Genomic DNA, 16053 nt, shown 5'->3' with positions numbered 1-16053 from the left:
CTTTAGGGCCGGCTTAACAAACGACCGCTCGCATTGAGACAGGTGCGTACCTGCATCTATGGTCCGCCCTGGATCCGTGTCGACACAGCAAGGGGTGGGGGGATGGCGGAACGGCGTGCCGCGTCGCGGCACCGGGCTCCTGATCCGCTGGCGCCCAAGGTCGCCCGGTTGGCCCGGGCGAGCGAGCCGACCCTGCTCAAGCTGGTGCGCAACCGGCGGCAGGTGCTGATCGGCGCGGGCGCGGCCGTGGTGGCGACCGGCGCGGTGGGCTCGGCGGCCGCGGTCATGGGCGGTGGCGGTGGCATCTCCGCCGCGCTCGGTGACAGCGCCACCTCGACCCGCTCGCCGCGCGACGCGGGTGCGTTCGCCGACCGGGACGCCAGCTACACGCAGTCGCTCGGCGACTCCATCGACCTGGGCGCCGCCGGGCTGGCCGAGACCCCCGGTGCGGCCGCCGCGGCCGCCGCGAAGGCCAAGCCGACCAACCCCAACATGCTCAGCCGGGACCCGATCCTGCACATGCTGCGGCGCACGACGTTCGGGCCGACCCGGGCGCTGGTCGACGCGGCCACCAAGACGGGCATCGACGAGTGGTTGGAGCAGCAGCTCAACCCGGGCAAGGTGGACGACGCGGTCTCGGCCAAGGCGCTGGGCGCGTTCCCGACCGTCGCGATGAGCACCGCGCAGATCCGGCGCACGGTCAAGGAGTTCGACTACCAGGCGCAGTTCGAGCTCGGCCAGGCGACCATCGCCCGGCAGATGTGGAGCAACCGCCAGCTCCTCGAGGTGATGGTGGACTTCTGGTCCAACCACCTCAACGTGACCAACCCGTTCGACGGCGGGTGGGACGTGCGGACGTCGTACGACAACGACGTGATCCGCAAGCACGCGCTGGGCAAGTTCGTCGACATGCTCAAGGCCAGCGCCCGGCACCCGGCGATGTTGCGCTATCTCGACAACGCGGCGTCCGACCGGCGGTCGGTCAACGAGAACTACGGGCGCGAGCTGCTGGAGCTGCACACGGTCGGGATCGACGGCGGCTACAACGAGAAGGACGTGCGCAACAGCGCGTACATCCTGACGGGCCGGACCGTGACCAACGAGGGCGAGTTCCGGTACGAGTCGAACCGGCACTGGGTCGACCCGGTCAAGGTGCTCGGCTTCAAGGACAAGAACCCGTCCCGGTCCAAGGGCCTCGAGGTCGGCGAGAAGTATCTGTCCTATCTGGCCACTCATCCCGCCACGGCGAAGAACATCGCGCGCAAGCTGGCCGTGCGGTTCGTCTGCGACGCGCCGCCGAACGGGCTCGTGCAGCGGCTCGCCGACACCTACCTCGAGAACGGCACCGCGATCGCGCCCGTGCTGCGGGTGCTGTTCCGGTCGCAGGAGTTCTGGATCGCGACCGGCATGAAGACCCGGCGACCGCTGGAAAACTTCGTCGCCACCGCGCGGGCGCTGGGCGTGGCACCGGGATCCGACGTGCGCGCCGGCGTCGAGGGCCTCTACTTCATGACGCAGCGGTTCGGCAACGCGCCGCTGGCCTGGGTGCCGCCGAACGGCTATCCCGATGTCTCGGCGGCGTGGCGGTCCGCGCACGCGACGCTCTCGCTGTGGAACGCGCACCGGTCGCTGGTCGGCGGGTTCGAGCGCGGGCTGTCGTACCCGAAGGTCGAGGGTCTGGTCGGCAAGCGGCCGGCCACCACCGGCCCCTACATCGACAGTCTCGCCGCCCGGCTGCTCTTCCAGCCGGTTGCCGCGACCCATCGCAAGGCGCTGCTGTCGTTCCTGTCGGCGAAGGACAACACGGCGGTACGCAACGGCAGCCTGGGCGGCAAGATCGAGTATCTGGCGCCGTTGTTGTTCGACTCCATCTACCACGCGTTGCGGTGAGGCCATGACTGTCCCTGATGGACCTTCGACGCGGGCCGAGCTGGCCCGCCGGGGCCCGAACCTGCCCGAGGCCGCGATCCGGGTCCAGGCGGAGGCGGTCGCCGCCGACCTGCAGGCGCAGCGCGACCAGTGGCGCAAGGGCTTCACGCGGCGCCGCGTGCTGGCCGGCGCGGGCGCGGTCGGTGTGGCCAGCCTGGCCAACCAGGTGGCCACCACCCGGGTCGCGTTCGGTGCGCCGTCGACCACCACCCGCACGCTGGTCGTGGTCTTCCTGCGCGGCGGCATGGACGGCCTGTCCGTGATCGTGCCGCGCGGCGACCGCAACTATCTCAACGCCCGCCGCGACATCGCCGTGCAGCCCGGCGCGCTGCTCGCCGGCGACGACCGGTTCGGCCTGCATCCGGGGCTCGCGCCGCTGGCGCCGTTCTGGGAGGCGGGCAAGATGGCCGCGGTGCACGCGGTCGCCTCGCCGGACGCCAGCCGATCGCACTTCCAGGCGCAGGACTGCCTGGAGCGGGGCGCGGCGTCGACGGCCGTCCACACCGGATTCCTCGACCGGGTGCTGGAGCAGCTCGGCCCCGGCACCACGTTCCGCGCGGTCGCCGAGGGCTCGGCGCTGCCCCGGTCGCTGGTCGGTGGCCAGAGCAAGCTGGTGCTGCAGGGCATCCGCGAGTTCGACCTGCGGGGCGGCGGCGGCATGCGCGACAAGTCGCTGACGGCCCTCAAGGCGTTGTACACCGGCGTCGGCAACCACCCGCTGGGCGCCCAGGCGGCCGAGACGCTCAAGTCGATCTCGACGGCCCGGAAGATCGCCCAGTCCGACTACCAGTCCACCGCGCAGTGGCCGGGCGGCGGCTTCGCCGACCAGCTCAAGGACGTGGCCAGGCTGATCAAGGCGAAGGTGGGCCTGCGGGTCGCGGCCGTCGACATCGGCGGCTGGGACATGCACACCAACATCGGCGGCCCGGACGGCGGCGACATGCGCAACCGCCTCAACGAGCTGGCGGGCGCGCTGGGCGCGTTCGCGACGGACCTCGGCCCGGCCCTCGACGAGACGTCGATCGTGACGATGAGCGAGTTCGGCCGGCGGGTGGAGGCCAACGGCAACTCGGGCACGGACCACGGCCACGGCGGCCTGATGATGCTGCTGGGCGGCGGGATGTACGGCGGCAAGGTGCACGGCCGGTGGCCGGGCCTGGCCTCGGGCTCACTGGACCAGGGCGACCTGGCGGGCGCCAACGACTACCGCGACGTCATCACGGAGCTCCTCGGCGCCCGCATGGGTGTGAAGGACTGGAAGAAGATCTTCCCCGGTTACACGGCCAAGAAGATCGGCATCTTCCGCTAGGACCTCAGGAAGGCCAGCAGGTCCGCGTGGAACTCGTCCTTCAGCGTGCTGGTGAGCCCGTGCGGCGCACCCGGGTAGACCTTGAGCTCCGCGTTGTCGACGAGCTTGACGGCCTTGCGGGACGCGTCGTCGATCGGCACGATCTGGTCGTCGTCGCCGTGGATGAACATCGTGGGCACGTCGATCGCCTCGAGGTCCATCGTCAGGTCGGTCTCGGAGAAGGCCTGGATGCAGTCGTACGCACCCTTGAGGCCGCACGTCATCGACTGCTGCCAGAACTGGTCGCGCAGTCCCTGTGAAACGTGGGACCCCTTGCGGTTGGCACCGAAGAAGGGTGCGCTGAGGTCCTCGTAGAACTGCGACCGGTCGGCCGACATCCCGTCACGAAGCTGGTCGAAGACCTCCTTGGGCAGGCCCTCGGGGTTTTTCGACGACTTGATCATCACTGGCGGGATCGCGCTGACGAGCATCATCTTGGAAACCCGCGAGGTGCCGTGCCGCCCGACGTAGCGCGTGATCTCGCCACCACCGGTGGAGTGGCCCACCAGCACCGCATCGTGCAGATCGAGCGAGTCGATGACAGCGGAGAGGTCATCGGCGTACGAGTCGAGATCGTTGCCCTCCCAGGGCTGGCTGCTGCGCCCACCACCGCGCCGGTCGTGCGCGATGCCCCGGTAACCGTTCTCGGCCACCATCATCATGGCGTCATCCCACGCGTCGGCGGTCAACGGCCACCCGTGGCTGAACACCACAGGCTGCCCGTTGGGATTGCCCCAGTCCTTGAAGAAGATCTCGTTGTTGTCCTTGGTCGAAACATGTCCGGTAGTCACTTGCTTCCCCCGTTGGAACGACGGTCAACTTCCCTCCGACGCTAGGTGCGTAACGATGAGCGTGCGGGAGTTCTCACGATCCGCGGCGGCCGTCACGTAGCGCCAGTTACAGCTGATGAAACCGGGACGCTAGAGCCGCGCGACAAGCCGTTCGCCGTCGGGCCACGAACCGAACCCGGTGGCGCTGTCGAGGTGACCGACGTCGCCGGCGTCGACGAGGTCGGCACCCCAGTCGTCGGCGAGCGCCTGGAACCCTGCCACGGAGGTGTAGGGGTCGTTGCGGCTGGCAACCAGGATCGACGGGAACGGCAGCCGCGTGCGCGGGACGACGATCTGATCAGGCGGAACGTCCGGCGGGGTGACCAGCAGGGCACCCCGCACCGGGCCGGTGTGCCGGGCGGCCCACAGCGCGACGGTCAAGCAGCCCGCACTGTGCGCGACCAGCACCACCGGCGCCTCGCCCGCGCTCACCACGGTCTGCAACGCCGCCACCCGCTCGTCGGGCGCGTACGGCGGGCCGGGCGGCTCGGGCGCCCACTCGAAGCCGGGCCGCTGCGCGAACCGCCGCATCCAGTGATCCGGCAACGCCACACCTCGACCAGGCACAAGCAGATACCGCACGCCCGTAGCGATCACAGACGCCGCCGATCACTGGAGAGACCGACTGGCAGCAGGGCGGGTAGGAACTCGGGCAGCGCGGTGTGGTCGATGCCGTTGCTTCCGGTCCACCAGCAGGTGGGGTAGGCGTGCTCGACGAATCTCTTGGTGGGCAGGTCTCGGTCCGCGGCCGTGACGAATCCCTCGCGGTAGCCGCGGTGTTCGTCGTCGTGCAGGATGTCGCACACGCCGAGGATGTCGAGCAGGACTCCGCGTTCGTCCTTGTTGCCCTTGACCATCGTCAGCTTGCCGACCGCCTGCGCGGCGGTGACGCGAGCCGGTAACGAATCGAGCGTGCTGATCAGCTCGCGGCCGATGCGGAGGTCCTCGGCCGACGCCGCCGGCCGCGGTGCCAGGGCGAACTGTTCGAGATCCAGGGTGAGGTAAGGGATCTCGTCGCGCCGCACGCCACCCCACTTGAAGCGTTCGAAGTTCAGTACGTTGAGGTCCTCGGTCGCGACCTCCGCCAAGCCGCAGACATCGCAGGTGCCGTCCCGCGCCGCGAAGGAATGGTCGGGCAGGACCCGGGCGATCGCGTACGAACCCAGGGCCGACCGCAGGTCCAGGCGGCGCGTGGAAAGGCTGGCGAGGAAGGCGTTCGAGACCTCACCGACGTCCAGGGACGCCGCCGCCGCGCGGGCCGCGGCCACCCACTCGTCATGGCACAGGGTCCGCGGCTCGACGAACATCAAACCGGCCTCGACCGCCACGTCCGACAGCGGCAAAGGCTGGTCTCGCCAACCTTCGGACGTCCAGAACATCTCGAACAGCGGCCGCAGCGCGGCCGCGGACACCTCGTAAGGTCGCGTCACCGGACGCCGGCCGCGTCGAGCAGGGTCGATGCCGTGGTCACGCTCAGGTCGGCCAGGTCCGTGCCCGTGACGATCGCGCGGGCGGCGAAGCCGTCGAAGACCATGGTGAGTTGTCTGGCGAGCAACGCCGGGTCCGCGGCGCCGGCCGCGCGGGCTTCGGCGGCGAACCAGTCCGTCAGCTGCTGTTTGAAGTCCCTGGCAACAGCCGACGCCGGGTGGGAAGGGTCGCGCAGGTCCGTCGCCGTGTTGACGAAGCGGCAACCCAGGAAGCCCGGCTGTGACGCCAGTGACTCCTGGCTGCGGAACACGTGCAGGATGCGTTCCCGGGGGCGGGTTTCGGAATCGTCCGGCAGGAACATCCGGTTCGTCTCCGGGCCGACGGTGGCCAGCGCCTCCGCCACCAGCGCGTCCTTCGTGGGGAAGAGCTGGTACATCGAGCGCTTCGAGACACCCGCGGTCGTGCACAGGCGTTCGACGCCCGTGGCCGTCACTCCCTCCCGGTAGAAGAGGTCGGCTGCCGCCGCCAACAGGCGGTCGCGTGTGGTGGTCCCCGTTGCCATCGCCACAGCCTAGCGCCAATTCTTGCCATCGGAAACCGATCGGTTTACGGTGTTGGAAACCGATCGGTTTCCCAATGGGCAAGAGGAGCGGACATGGAGATCAACGGGGCCACCGTGCTGGTGACCGGCGGCAATCGCGGCCTGGGCAAGGCCTTCGTCGAGGAGTTTCTGGAGCGCGGTGCCAAGACCGTCTACGCCGGGGTACGCGACCCCAGCACCGTGACCAACCCGCGCGCCACCGCGATCGCGCTCGACGTGACCGACCAGGCCTCGATCGCGCGCGCGGCCGCCGCGGCCGGTGGCGTCACGCTGCTGGTCAACAACGCCGCCATCGACACCTACAGCCGCAGCCTGGTCGACGGTGACCCGGCGGACATCCGGCGCCAGTTCGACACCAACCTGTTCGGCGTGCTGGACGTCACGCGGGCCTTCGTACCCGTGATCGCCAATAACGGCGGCGGGCACGTCCTCAACGTGGCCTCCGTGCTCTCCTGGCTGCCGAGCGGCGCCTACGGCGCGACCAAGGCGGCGCTCTGGTCCGCGACCAACCACCTCCGCGCCGAGTTGCGGGACCGGGGGATCGGAGTGACCGGGCTCTACGTCGGCTACCTCGACACCGACATGGCCGCACACGTCACACAGCCGAAGAGCGACCCGCGGGTGGTCGCCCGGGCCGCCGTCGACGGCATCGAGGCCGGCGTCGACGAGGTGCTGGCCGACGAGATCACCCGCACGGTCCGGGCCGGCCTGGGCGGCGGTGCGACCCTCTGAAAAAGACGCGCGTTTGCCCCGGCCGCCGCCCGGTTAACAGAAACAGCCATGGGTGACCGGTGGTACCAGAAGGCTGTCGTCTACTGCCTCGACGTCGACACGTTCCAGGACTCCGACGGGGACGGTGTCGGTGACCTGCGGGGGCTCATCGGCCGGCTCGACTACCTGGCCAGGTTGGGTGTCACGTGCCTGTGGCTCCATCCGATCCACCCCACCCCGGGTCACGACGACGGCTACGACGCCACCGACTTCTATGGCATCGACCCACGGATCGGCACGCTCGGCGACTTCGCCGAACTGCTGCACCAGGCCGAGGACCGGGGCATCCGCGTCATCATCGACCTCGTCGTCAACCACACCTCCGACGAGCACCCCTGGTTCCAGTCGGCGCGTTCCTCGCCCGCCTCGCCGTACCGCGACTGGTTCGTCTGGAGCGACACCGCGCCCGCGGACCGCAACCAGGGGATGGTCTTCCCCGGCGAGCAGGACGAGACCTGGAGCTACGACCGCACCGCCAAGGCCTGGTACTACCACCGGTTCTACAAGTTCCAGCCCGACCTCAACTTCGCCAATCCGGCGGTACGCGAGGAGATCAAGCGGATCGTCGCGTTCTGGCTCCAGCTCGGCGTCTCCGGTTTCCGGATCGACGCGCTGCCGTTCATCATCGAGCTGACCGAGCCCGGCAACCCCGACTCGCCCAAGGACTTCGCCTACATCTCCGAGCTGCGCCAGCACGTCCAATGGCGGCGGGGTGACGCGGTCCTGCTCGCGGAGGCCAACGTCGAGCCGGCGCAACTGGTCGACTACTTCGGCGACGGCGGCGAGGCCAACGACCGGGTGCACATGCTGTTCGACTTCATGCTCAACGGGCGGCTGGTGCTCGCGCTGGCTCGGGAGGACCCGGAGCAGCTCATCGACGCCTTGCGGGACACCCCGCAACTGCCGGCGGGCGGGCAGTGGGCCACGTTCATCCGCAACCACGACGAGATCGACCTGTCGCGGCTCACCACCGAACAACGCAACGAGGTGTACGAGGCCTTCGGGCCGGACGAGAACATGCGCCTCTACGACCGTGGCATCCGGCGCCGGCTGGCACCCATGCTCGGCAACGACCGGCGGCGCCTGGAGTTGGCCTACGCGTTGCAGTTCTCCCTGCGCGGCACCCCCGTGCTCCGCTACGGCGAGGAGATCGGGATGGGGGAGGACCTGTCGCTGACGGGGCGCTTCGCCATCCGTACACCGATGCAATGGTCTGTCCTTCCCAACGGCGGCTTCTCGACCGCGCCAGCCGAGAAGCTGGTGCGGCCGGTGGTCACCGGTGGCGAGTTCGGCTACGAGACCGTCAACGTGACGGCGCAACGGCACGACCCGGACTCGTTGCTCTCCTGGTTCGAGCGGATGATCCGCACGCTGCGGGAAGCGCCCGAGGTCGGCGCCGGATCGTGCGCGCACGTCGACGTGCCGGTGCCGACCGGTGTGCTCGCCCATCGCGCGGACGGCCCGACCGGCTGCATGCTGTTCCTGCACAATCTGGGCAAACGCGCCGCGACCGTCGACCTCGGCAAGCTCGCCGAGGAGGCCGACCACCCCAACGACGTGCTGGCCGACCAGCGCTATCCGGACGTCGGCGACCTCACCGCCCTGAAGCTGGCGGGCTACGGCTACCGCTGGATCCGCCTCAACCGCGCCCCTGCCGGTTGAGCCGGACTTCCGCTACCCTGCGGTAACCAAGGGGAGGTCGATCATGAAGGTAGCGCTGGTCACGGGTGCCGCGCGCGGAATCGGTGCGGCGACGGCGCGACGGCTGGCCGCCGACGGCCTGGCGGTCGCGGTGCTCGACCTCGACGAGACGGCGACCAAGTCCACAGTGGATGGCATCACCGCGGCGGGCGGCACCGCCGTCGGGGTGGGCGCCGACGTGGCCGACCGCGAGCAGGTCGAGGCCGCGGTGACCCGGGTGGTCTCCGAGCTGGGCCCGCCGACCGTGCTGGTCAACAACGCCGGCGTGCTGCGCGACAACCTGATCTTCAAGATGACCGACGACGACTGGGACATCGTGCTCTCGGTGCACCTGCGCGGCGCGTTCCTGGTCACCCGGGCCGTGCAGGCGCACATGGTGGCCGCGAAGTGGGGCCGGATCGTCAACCTGTCGAGCACGTCGGCGCTGGGCAACCGCGGCCAGGTCAACTACGCGGCGGCCAAGGCGGGCATGCAGGGCTTCACCAAGACGCTGGCGATCGAGCTGGGCCGCTACAACGTGACGGCCAACGCGGTCGCGCCGGGCTTCATCGAGACCGACATGACCGCCGCGACCGCCGCCCGGATGGGCGTCGACTTCGAGACCCTCAAGAAGGGCGCCTCCGAACAGATCGCGGTGCGCCGGGTCGGCCAACCCGAGGACGTGGCCCACACGATCTCGTTCCTGACCAGCGAGGGCGCGGGCTTCGTCAGCGGCCAGGTGATCTACGTGTCGGGCGGCCCGTCCTCCGGCTTCTAGGCGCCACGTTCTTCGCTCCGTTTGTCGCAATCTCGGCCACGTTGGGATTTTGCCAACGTGCCGGTACGGTGGACGTATGGGAGACGGCATCGGGGACAGGGTCCGCGCACTGCTGCCGGCTGACCGTACGCACCGCGAGGTTGCGGCGAGCATCGGCATGACGCCTGACGCGTTCTCGCGAGCACTCAACGGCCAGCGCGGCTTCTCCGCCATCGAGCTCGCCAAGGTTGCGGAACGACTCAAGGCAGACGTTCACTACCTGATCACAGGCGAGCCCGATCCGTTGCGCCTGCGCATGGTCGCGCGGCACGACTTCGATCAGCTGACGGGGCGGCGCGAAGTGCGTGGTGCCGACCTCGACAAGGAAATTCTGGAGGACGTGGCGCTGGCCTACCGGCAGGCGGCTACGGCCCAGCTTCCGGACTCAGCCATCCCGTCCTCGGTGGGGGACGCATGTGCGGCTCTCGGGCCGAACTTCGTTCGGCCCTTTGTGGACCGTCTGGCAAGCAGGCTGGACATCGACGTTGTTCGGCTATCCGAGCTATCCACCTCGTACAGCTTCACGCTGTCGGGCCGCGGGGTGATTCTTGTTCCTGCGGACGGCAACTGGTTCCGCCAAAACTGGTGCCTCGCACACGAACTCGGCCATCTCGTTCTGGGGCACACGGATCCCGAGGGCACAACCGACTCTCGCGACGCACATGAAGCGGCGGCGAACGCTTTCGCGGCGGAACTCCTACTTCCGGCTCAGGCCATGAAATCCGCTAACTGGAATGACCTCACCACGGCAGATCTCGCGAGTCGGGTCTGGGACGCAGGGGTATCCACCGAAGCGCTGGCGACTCGGCTCCGCAGCCTTGCCATCTCGGCATCCAGGCTGGTCGACGAATGGAAGAACCAGCCGACCCAACGGCTGCTCCGGTCGCACTGGGCAGAAGGCCCGCCGGACGATCCGATCACCCGACGCATGGACGATGCCGCGACAAGGCAGTTTCCGCTCGCGCTCCAAAAGGCCCACCTGGCGCTGATCGCGCAGGGGGTGCTGCCCAAGGCGACGCTGGCCTGGATGCTCGCCGTAGCGGAAAGCACGCTGGAAGTCGATGAACCAACGCGGCCTGAACCCATGTCAGCAGACGCGCTTGCCAACGCCCTCGGCCTGTAGGAGTGCCAGGTGCCGCCGTTGCTGGTCTTGCCAGACAACACCGTACTGATCAACTTTGCTCGCCTCAAACGGATGGACCTGCTTGCCAGGCTGGCACGTCACGGAGCTTGGTGCGCCTCGGTGGCTGACGAGTGTGACCGGTCAGCCAAGATGCCTGGGCTCGAGGCGATGTCGGATGCGCACGCGATCTTCGGAGAGCCGCTACGTCCGGAGAACCGCGTCGAGCACGTGATGACTCAGGCACTCCGCACCCGTCTCGCGCGGCCCGGCGACGCGAGACTCCGGCATCTCGGCGAAGCCGAGACGTTAGCCATCATGAGTTGTCGACAGCTCAAAGGCATCTTCGCCAGTGACGATTCGGCCGTACCCGTCCTTGCGCACGAGCAGGGCATCAGGGTGGTGACCACCTTCGACCTTCTTCGCGTCGCATAACGAGGCGGCATGATCGACGCCGACACCGTTTGGTCGTACGCGCAAACGCTTCGTCAGGAGCGACGTGGCATGCCACCTGGCGTATACGACCGCGCTTCGTTCGAGAAGTGGCTTTCGTCGTAACGGCGAGCGGGCCGTGTTCCGCCTACGCGGCGGCGCGGTTGCGGCCCGCATAGCGAAGCCAGAGCAGGCCGATCACCGGCAGCACCAGGGGCACGTAGCCGTAGCCTCGGCCGAAGTCCGTCCAGACCGTGTCGTCCGGGAACGCGGTCGCGTCGAAGATGGTGAGCAGGCCCACCGCGACCACGCCCGCCAGTTCGATCGAGCAGCTCACCAGGGCCACCCGGCGCCAGGTCTCGCCGCCCTTGGCCAGCGCGACCGTCGCGATGATGTAGACGACCGCGGCGAACGCCGACAGCAGGTAGGCCAGCGGTGCCTCGGTGAACTTCGAGCCGATCTGCACCGCGGCCCTTGCGGTGGCCGACAGCGCGAAGATGCCGTAGACGGCGATCAGCGCCCGGCCGGGGCCCGTGCCCAAGGTGCGCGGCGCGGTGCGCTCAGCCACTTGTCACCACCTGCCACGTCTGGTGCAGGCGCAACACCAGCACCGGGATCGTCAGACAGACCACGAGGATGATCACCGAGCCCCAGCGGGTGGGTTCCAGCCTGGCCAGCACCGCGCCGAGTGGTGGGAGGCAGATGATCGTCACGACGTAGCCGAGGAAGGTCACGCCGCTCGCCGGGCGGTCGCCGCCGGCCGCCGCGAACGCGGCCGCCACCAGCAGCACGACCAGCGCGACCTCGACGACGCCCAACCCGATCAGGTGACCGCGGCCGGGCGCGCGGTCGCGCAGCGCCTCGACCAGGGCCCACGCGCCGACCAGCAGCGAGAGGGCGATCACTATGCCGGAAAGGGTGCCGTTCACGGGCACACCGTACTCGCACGCCGGGCGCACCAGGCCGTCGGGCAGACTGGGGCACATGCCTCTCCGGTTCGGCCTCTTCGGCACCGGCCCCTGGGCCACCGCCACGCAAGCGCCCGCGATCGCCGCTCATCCCGACGCCGAGCTCGTCGGAGTCTGGGGTCGTGACCCGGCCAAGGCCGCCGCACTGGCCGGCGAGTCCGGGGTCCGCGCCTACGCCGACGTCGACGAGCTGCTCGCCGACGTCGATGCCGTCGCCGTCGCGCTGCCGCCGGACGTGCAGGCCGAGATCGCCGAGCGGGCCGCCAAGGCGGGCCGGCACCTGATGCTCGACAAGCCGCTGGCGCTCACCGTCGAGGGCGCCGACCGGGTGGTCGCCGCCGCGGACGCGGCCGGGGTGGCCTCCGTCGTCTTCTTCACCGCCCGGTTCATGGACAACGTGACCGCCGCGCTGCGCGAGCTCACCGCGACCGGCGGCTGGCAGGGCAGCCGGGTGGCGCACCTGAGCTCGATCTTCCAGCCCGGCAACCCGTACGGCGCGTCGCCCTGGCGGCGGCAGCACGGCGGGCTCTGGGACGTCGGCCCGCACGCGCTGTCCCAGGTGCTGCCGGTGCTCGGCCCGGTCGCCGAGGTGTCGGCGATCGAGGGACCGCGCGGCAGCACGAACCTGTTGCTGCGGCACGAGTCCGGCGCGGTCAGCACGGTCACGCTGTCGGTCGACGCGCCGCCGGCGGCGGTGCTGCGCGACATCACGTTCTACGGCGAGCACGGTATCGCCGAGGTTCCACGCGGCGAGGGCGAGGTGCGGGCGGCCTTCGGCCGGGCCATCGACGTGCTGCGGGCCGAGATCGCCGGCACGAAGCACGACGTCGGTGTCCACTTCGGACGCGACGTGGTCGCGGTGCTGGCCGCCGCCGAGCGCTCGCGCGCCGACGGCCGGATCATCAAGCTTTAAGCCGCCATCTCCGCGCGGCGCAGCCAGCGCAGCGCCTCCGGCAGGGGCATCGGTCGGGAGAAGAGGAAGCCCTGGCCGTACGGGCAACCGATGCGGCGCAGCAGGTCGCGCTCGTCCCTCGTCTCGATGCCCTCGGCGACCACCTCGAGGCCGAGGGTGTGTGCGAGCCGCACGATGCCGTCGACCAGCGCGCGCTGCTGCGTCGAGGTGGCGACCGTACCCGTGAACAGCCTGTCGATCTTGAGGACGTCGAGCGGGACGTGCCGTAGGTAGCTCAGCGACGAGTAGCCGGTGCCGAAGTCGTCGATCGCCACGCGGACGCCCAGGCGGCGCACCTCGGCGAGGTCGTCCCAGACCTGGTCGTCGTCGCGGAGCAGCAGGCTCTCGGTGATCTCCAGCATCAGACACGACGCCGGCAGCTCGTTCGCCGCCAGCTCGCGCTTGACCAACCTGACGAAGCCGGGTGTACGGAACTGCCGGGCCGACACGTTCACGGCCACGTACGGCGCTCCGTAGGGCTGGCCGCGGCGCCAGGTCGCGGCGGCCGCGATCGCGGTCTTCAGCACCCATTCGCCGATCGGCACGACGAGCCCGGACTCCTCGGCGACGTCGATGAACGCGTCGGGGAGCAGCCGGCCGCGGGTCGGGTGGTTCCACCGCAGCAGCGCCTCGAAGCCCGCGGTGTGCGTGTCGGCGAGGCTGACGATCGGCTGGAACTCGAGCGCCAGCCCGCCCTCGTGGATCGCGTGGTCGAGCTCCGCCCGCAGCTCCAACCGCTCGACGAAGGTCGTGTGCAGCTCGGGCTGGTAGCGCCGCCACTGGCTCTTGCCCGCGCCCTTGGCCACGTAGAGCGCGAGGTCGGCCTGCCGCAACAGCTCTGGGCCGTCCGACGCGTCGGCGGTGGTGCCGATGCCGATGGTGGCCGAGCAGCTCACGAGCTCGCCGCCGACGTTGTAGGGCTCCCGCAGCGACCGGATGATGCGGTCGGCCACGTCCTCCACGTCGGCGGGCTCGGCGGCGTCGTCGATCAGCACGGCGAACTCGTCGCCGCCGAGCCGGGCCGCGGTGTCGTGCGGGCGCAGCGCGGCGCTGATCCGCTGGCCGACCGCCTTGAGCACCTGGTCGCCGCTGGCGTGCCCGAGCGTGTCGTTGACGATCTTGAAGTCGTCGATGTCGATGAAGAGCACGCCGACGACGCCCCGGCGCGCGTCGATCGCCTTCTGCATCCGCTCGGCGAACAGCGAACGGTTGGCGAGGCTCGTCAGCGCGTCGTGGTTGGCCCGATGCGTCAGCTCGCGCTCCAGCCGGCGCTTCTCGGTGACGTCGCGCAGGGTGAAGACGAGTCCGCGCACCGTCGGGTCGGCGCGCAGGTCGCGGACCGAGATCTCGACCTGCACGGCGGTGCCGTCGGGCCGGCGCAGCGTCCAGTCGGTGCTGCCCCAGTTGTCCGGTTCGACGCTGCCGACGGGCCGCGCCTCGATCCGGCGGAACACCCGCTCGGCCCGCTCCCGCTCGGTCGGGTCGCCGTGGTCCAGCAGCGCGGTGCCGGCCAGCTCGACCTCGCCGAACATCGCCTCGGCGGACGGGCTCGCGTAGGCGATCCGCTGTTCGCTGTCGACGATCAGGATCACGTCGGCGGCGTTGTGCACCAGCGCGCGGAAGTACTCCTCGCTGGTGCGCCGGCGGAGCTGCTCGTTGAGCGCGACCCGGTCGATGGCGAGCGCCGCCTGGGAGGCGAGCACCGCCAGCCGGTCCTGCGCGGTGGACAGCGCGCGCTCCTCGGCGGCGACCAGCATCGCCCCGGCGGTGTCGTCCGGGTCGCCGTGCTCGCCCACGGACAGCGGCAACGCCAGGGTGAGCGTGTCGTGCCCGTCGCCGCCGTGCCTGGCGCCGAGGGCGTCCGCGATCGGCCCGGGCAACTCGTCCATCGAGAGCAGGCTGGGTTCGCCGAGCTGCCGTATCGCGTCGCCCGGCGCGCCGGCCGGCAGGACGGCCAGGTGCCGGCCGACCGGGTTGAGGTCGGCGCCGCCGCTGGTCAGCAGGAGGAAGCGGTAGCTGGTGCCGGGGGCCAGGACCCCGCGGATCCCCAGGTCCAGGGCGTCCGCGATGCCTTTGTCGTCCGCCGCGGCGACCATGGCGGTGCTCACCGCCCGCAGGCCGCGTTCGCGGCCGACCTGGTCGCGCAGCCGGTTCGCGAGGTTCACCAGGCGGGCGAGCACGAGCAGGAACATCACCAGCGAGGCGACCGCGATCACCTCGCCGTGCCGGACCGTGCCGAACGCGAGCGTCTCGTAGAGCAGGATGGTCGGCGGGATCATCGCCGACAGCCCCAGCAGCACCAGCCGCAACACGGTCGTCTCCCGGGACCGCGGCATCCGCCGATCGGTGATGTTGCGCATCGAGGGCGTCAGGGCGGCCGCGCCCCACAGCGTGTACAGAACGATGTAGCCGATGTCCAAGGGAGTGCGGACCAGCCACACGTCGTCGATCCGGCCGATCCGGAACAGCGCGTCGGCCACGACGTAACCGATGACGCCGATCGCCAGCATCGCCACGGCCGGCGTGAAGCGCACGGCGGTGACCAGGCGGGCGACCAGGCCCAGCACGATGATGTCGGTGACCGGGTAGGCGATCAGCAGGACCGCGGTGATCATCCCGACGTGGGGTTGGTCGAACCGGGCCTCGATGGTGAGCACCCAGGCGAGCAGGCCCGTGCCGAGGACCAGCACCAGCGCGTCGATCAGCGCCGGTCGGTCGGGTCTAGGGTCCGCGGCGCGCCCGAACCTGAACAGCGCGGTCGCGACCAGGGCCAGCGAGCCCAGCAGGATGACGTCGTCGGTGAGCGTGAGTGGTGGTCGCGCGGGGCCGCCCGGCACGGTCAGGTTGAACGACAGGTCCGACACCGCGTACAGGATCATGCCGAACAGGAAGAGCAGCCACGTGCCGCGCATTCGCGGACGGTTGATCCGGATGCCGGCGAAGATCGCCAGCACGCTGCTGACGCTGATCACCGTCCACATCCCGATGCGCCAGGAATCCGGCGCCACGTAGTAGACGACCGTCAACATGGCCATCCACAGTCCGTACGCGGCCAGCCCGACCCGCCGCGACATTCACCAGCTCCGTTCAATTGCGGCTAAAGACGCATTTATACGTTACGCCCGTGGGGACGTCGAGCGTTGACGGCGTCCGATCGCCGAACCGAGCCTGACGGCC

Annotated in this window: 15 protein-coding genes; 8 read left to right on the top strand and 7 right to left on the bottom strand. The window is 70.0% G+C overall.

The genetic code is table 11. The annotated features are described in order from the left end of the window. Positions 1 to 102: 102 nt before the first annotated feature. Together Air01nite_RS16060 and Air01nite_RS16055 are read left to right on the top strand one after the other, a co-directional pair. Positions 103 to 1890: a DUF1800 domain-containing protein gene (locus Air01nite_RS16060; RefSeq protein WP_203703176.1), complete on the top strand. Its 1788-nt coding sequence runs from the start codon at positions 103 to 105 to the stop codon at positions 1888 to 1890. 4 nt (positions 1891 to 1894) lie between these two features. Further along, on the top strand, positions 1895 to 3238 hold the full coding sequence (locus tag Air01nite_RS16055; RefSeq protein ID WP_203703175.1) for a DUF1501 domain-containing protein: 1344 nt from the start codon (positions 1895 to 1897) through the stop codon (positions 3236 to 3238). On the opposite strand, the gene Air01nite_RS16050 is transcribed toward Air01nite_RS16055, so the two are convergent. From Air01nite_RS16050 to Air01nite_RS16035, 4 genes are all read right to left on the bottom strand, one after another. Continuing rightward, positions 3235 to 4068 carry an alpha/beta fold hydrolase gene (locus Air01nite_RS16050; protein ID WP_203703174.1) on the bottom strand — a complete coding sequence of 278 codons (834 nt, stop codon included), beginning with the start codon at positions 4066 to 4068 and terminating at the stop codon, positions 3235 to 3237. The genes Air01nite_RS16055 and Air01nite_RS16050 overlap by 4 nt on opposite strands. Before the next feature lie 129 nt (positions 4069 to 4197). After that, positions 4198 to 4674: an RBBP9/YdeN family alpha/beta hydrolase gene (locus tag Air01nite_RS16045; protein ID WP_275408205.1), complete on the bottom strand. Its 477-nt coding sequence runs from the start codon at positions 4672 to 4674 to the stop codon at positions 4198 to 4200. Positions 4675 to 4700: 26 nt separating this feature from the next. Beyond that, entirely contained in the window at positions 4701 to 5537 is an 837-nt protein-coding gene (locus Air01nite_RS16040) for a hypothetical protein (protein ID WP_203703172.1), read from the bottom strand. Next, positions 5534 to 6097 (bottom strand): TetR/AcrR family transcriptional regulator, encoded by a 564-nt coding sequence (locus tag Air01nite_RS16035; protein ID WP_203703171.1) that lies wholly within the window; start codon positions 6095 to 6097, stop codon positions 5534 to 5536. The genes Air01nite_RS16040 and Air01nite_RS16035 overlap by 4 nt, the downstream gene beginning before the upstream one ends. Positions 6098 to 6190: 93 nt before the next feature. On the opposite strand from Air01nite_RS16035, the gene Air01nite_RS16030 reads away from it, so the two are divergent. The 5 genes from Air01nite_RS16030 (at position 6191) to Air01nite_RS16010 (ending at position 10959) form a co-directional block, all read left to right on the top strand. Further along, on the top strand, positions 6191 to 6868 hold the full coding sequence (locus tag Air01nite_RS16030; RefSeq protein WP_203703170.1) for an SDR family oxidoreductase: 678 nt from the start codon (positions 6191 to 6193) through the stop codon (positions 6866 to 6868). A 48-nt stretch (positions 6869 to 6916) separates the two neighbouring features. Next, positions 6917 to 8569 (top strand): alpha-amylase family protein, encoded by a 1653-nt coding sequence (locus Air01nite_RS16025; protein ID WP_203703169.1) that lies wholly within the window; start codon positions 6917 to 6919, stop codon positions 8567 to 8569. Between the two features lie 43 nt (positions 8570 to 8612). Then, positions 8613 to 9365 (top strand): 3-oxoacyl-ACP reductase FabG, encoded by a 753-nt coding sequence (gene fabG, locus Air01nite_RS16020; protein ID WP_203703168.1) that lies wholly within the window; start codon positions 8613 to 8615, stop codon positions 9363 to 9365. A 76-nt stretch (positions 9366 to 9441) separates the two neighbouring features. Beyond that, on the top strand, positions 9442 to 10527 hold the full coding sequence (locus Air01nite_RS16015) for a helix-turn-helix domain-containing protein (protein ID WP_203703167.1): 1086 nt from the start codon (positions 9442 to 9444) through the stop codon (positions 10525 to 10527). Positions 10528 to 10536: 9 nt separating this feature from the next. Next, a complete protein-coding gene (locus tag Air01nite_RS16010; protein ID WP_203703166.1) occupies positions 10537 to 10959 on the top strand; it encodes a hypothetical protein in 423 nt (140 codons plus the stop codon). A 145-nt stretch (positions 10960 to 11104) separates the two neighbouring features. On the opposite strand, the gene Air01nite_RS16005 is transcribed toward Air01nite_RS16010, so the two are convergent. Together Air01nite_RS16005 and Air01nite_RS16000 are read right to left on the bottom strand one after the other, a co-directional pair. Next, a complete protein-coding gene (locus tag Air01nite_RS16005) occupies positions 11105 to 11524 on the bottom strand; it encodes a hypothetical protein (RefSeq protein ID WP_203703165.1) in 420 nt (139 codons plus the stop codon). Then, a complete protein-coding gene (locus Air01nite_RS16000) occupies positions 11517 to 11942 on the bottom strand; it encodes a hypothetical protein (protein WP_203703164.1) in 426 nt (141 codons plus the stop codon). Before Air01nite_RS16000 ends, Air01nite_RS16005 begins: the two co-directional genes overlap by 8 nt. On the opposite strand from Air01nite_RS16000, the gene Air01nite_RS15995 reads away from it, so the two are divergent. Beyond that, positions 11941 to 12837: a Gfo/Idh/MocA family protein gene (locus tag Air01nite_RS15995; RefSeq protein ID WP_203703163.1), complete on the top strand. Its 897-nt coding sequence runs from the start codon at positions 11941 to 11943 to the stop codon at positions 12835 to 12837. The two genes, Air01nite_RS16000 and Air01nite_RS15995, sit on opposite strands and share 2 nt — an antisense overlap. Here Air01nite_RS15995 and Air01nite_RS15990 read toward each other — a convergent pair. Next, a complete protein-coding gene (locus Air01nite_RS15990) occupies positions 12834 to 15950 on the bottom strand; it encodes a putative bifunctional diguanylate cyclase/phosphodiesterase (RefSeq protein ID WP_203703161.1) in 3117 nt (1038 codons plus the stop codon). The two genes, Air01nite_RS15995 and Air01nite_RS15990, sit on opposite strands and share 4 nt — an antisense overlap. Positions 15951 to 16053 lie beyond the last annotated feature (103 nt).

Source organism: Asanoa iriomotensis, assembly GCF_016862515.1.
Classification (GTDB): Bacteria; Actinomycetota; Actinomycetes; order Mycobacteriales; family Micromonosporaceae; genus Asanoa; species Asanoa iriomotensis.
The sequence above is the reverse complement of the archived record's forward strand: the minus strand, read 5'-3'. Positions and strand labels throughout refer to the sequence as shown.

What these genes read in the sequence shown, in the direction of transcription:
- Air01nite_RS16025 (WP_203703169.1), top strand. Translation starts at nt 6,917, where the DNA reads ATGGGTGACCGGTGGTACCAGAAGGCTGTCGTCTACTGCCTCGACGTC.
- Air01nite_RS15990 (WP_203703161.1), bottom strand. Translation starts at nt 15,950, where the DNA reads ATGTCGCGGCGGGTCGGGCTGGCCGCGTACGGACTGTGGATGGCCATG.
- Air01nite_RS16060 (WP_203703176.1), top strand. Translation starts at nt 103, where the DNA reads ATGGCGGAACGGCGTGCCGCGTCGCGGCACCGGGCTCCTGATCCGCTG.
- Air01nite_RS15995 (WP_203703163.1), top strand. Translation starts at nt 11,941, where the DNA reads ATGCCTCTCCGGTTCGGCCTCTTCGGCACCGGCCCCTGGGCCACCGCC.
- Air01nite_RS16035 (WP_203703171.1), bottom strand. Translation starts at nt 6,097, where the DNA reads ATGGCAACGGGGACCACCACACGCGACCGCCTGTTGGCGGCGGCAGCC.
- Air01nite_RS16015 (WP_203703167.1), top strand. Translation starts at nt 9,442, where the DNA reads ATGGGAGACGGCATCGGGGACAGGGTCCGCGCACTGCTGCCGGCTGAC.
- Air01nite_RS16000 (WP_203703164.1), bottom strand. Translation starts at nt 11,942, where the DNA reads ATGTGCCCCAGTCTGCCCGACGGCCTGGTGCGCCCGGCGTGCGAGTAC.
- Air01nite_RS16030 (WP_203703170.1), top strand. Translation starts at nt 6,191, where the DNA reads ATGGAGATCAACGGGGCCACCGTGCTGGTGACCGGCGGCAATCGCGGC.
- Air01nite_RS16055 (WP_203703175.1), top strand. Translation starts at nt 1,895, where the DNA reads ATGACTGTCCCTGATGGACCTTCGACGCGGGCCGAGCTGGCCCGCCGG.
- fabG (WP_203703168.1), top strand. Translation starts at nt 8,613, where the DNA reads ATGAAGGTAGCGCTGGTCACGGGTGCCGCGCGCGGAATCGGTGCGGCG.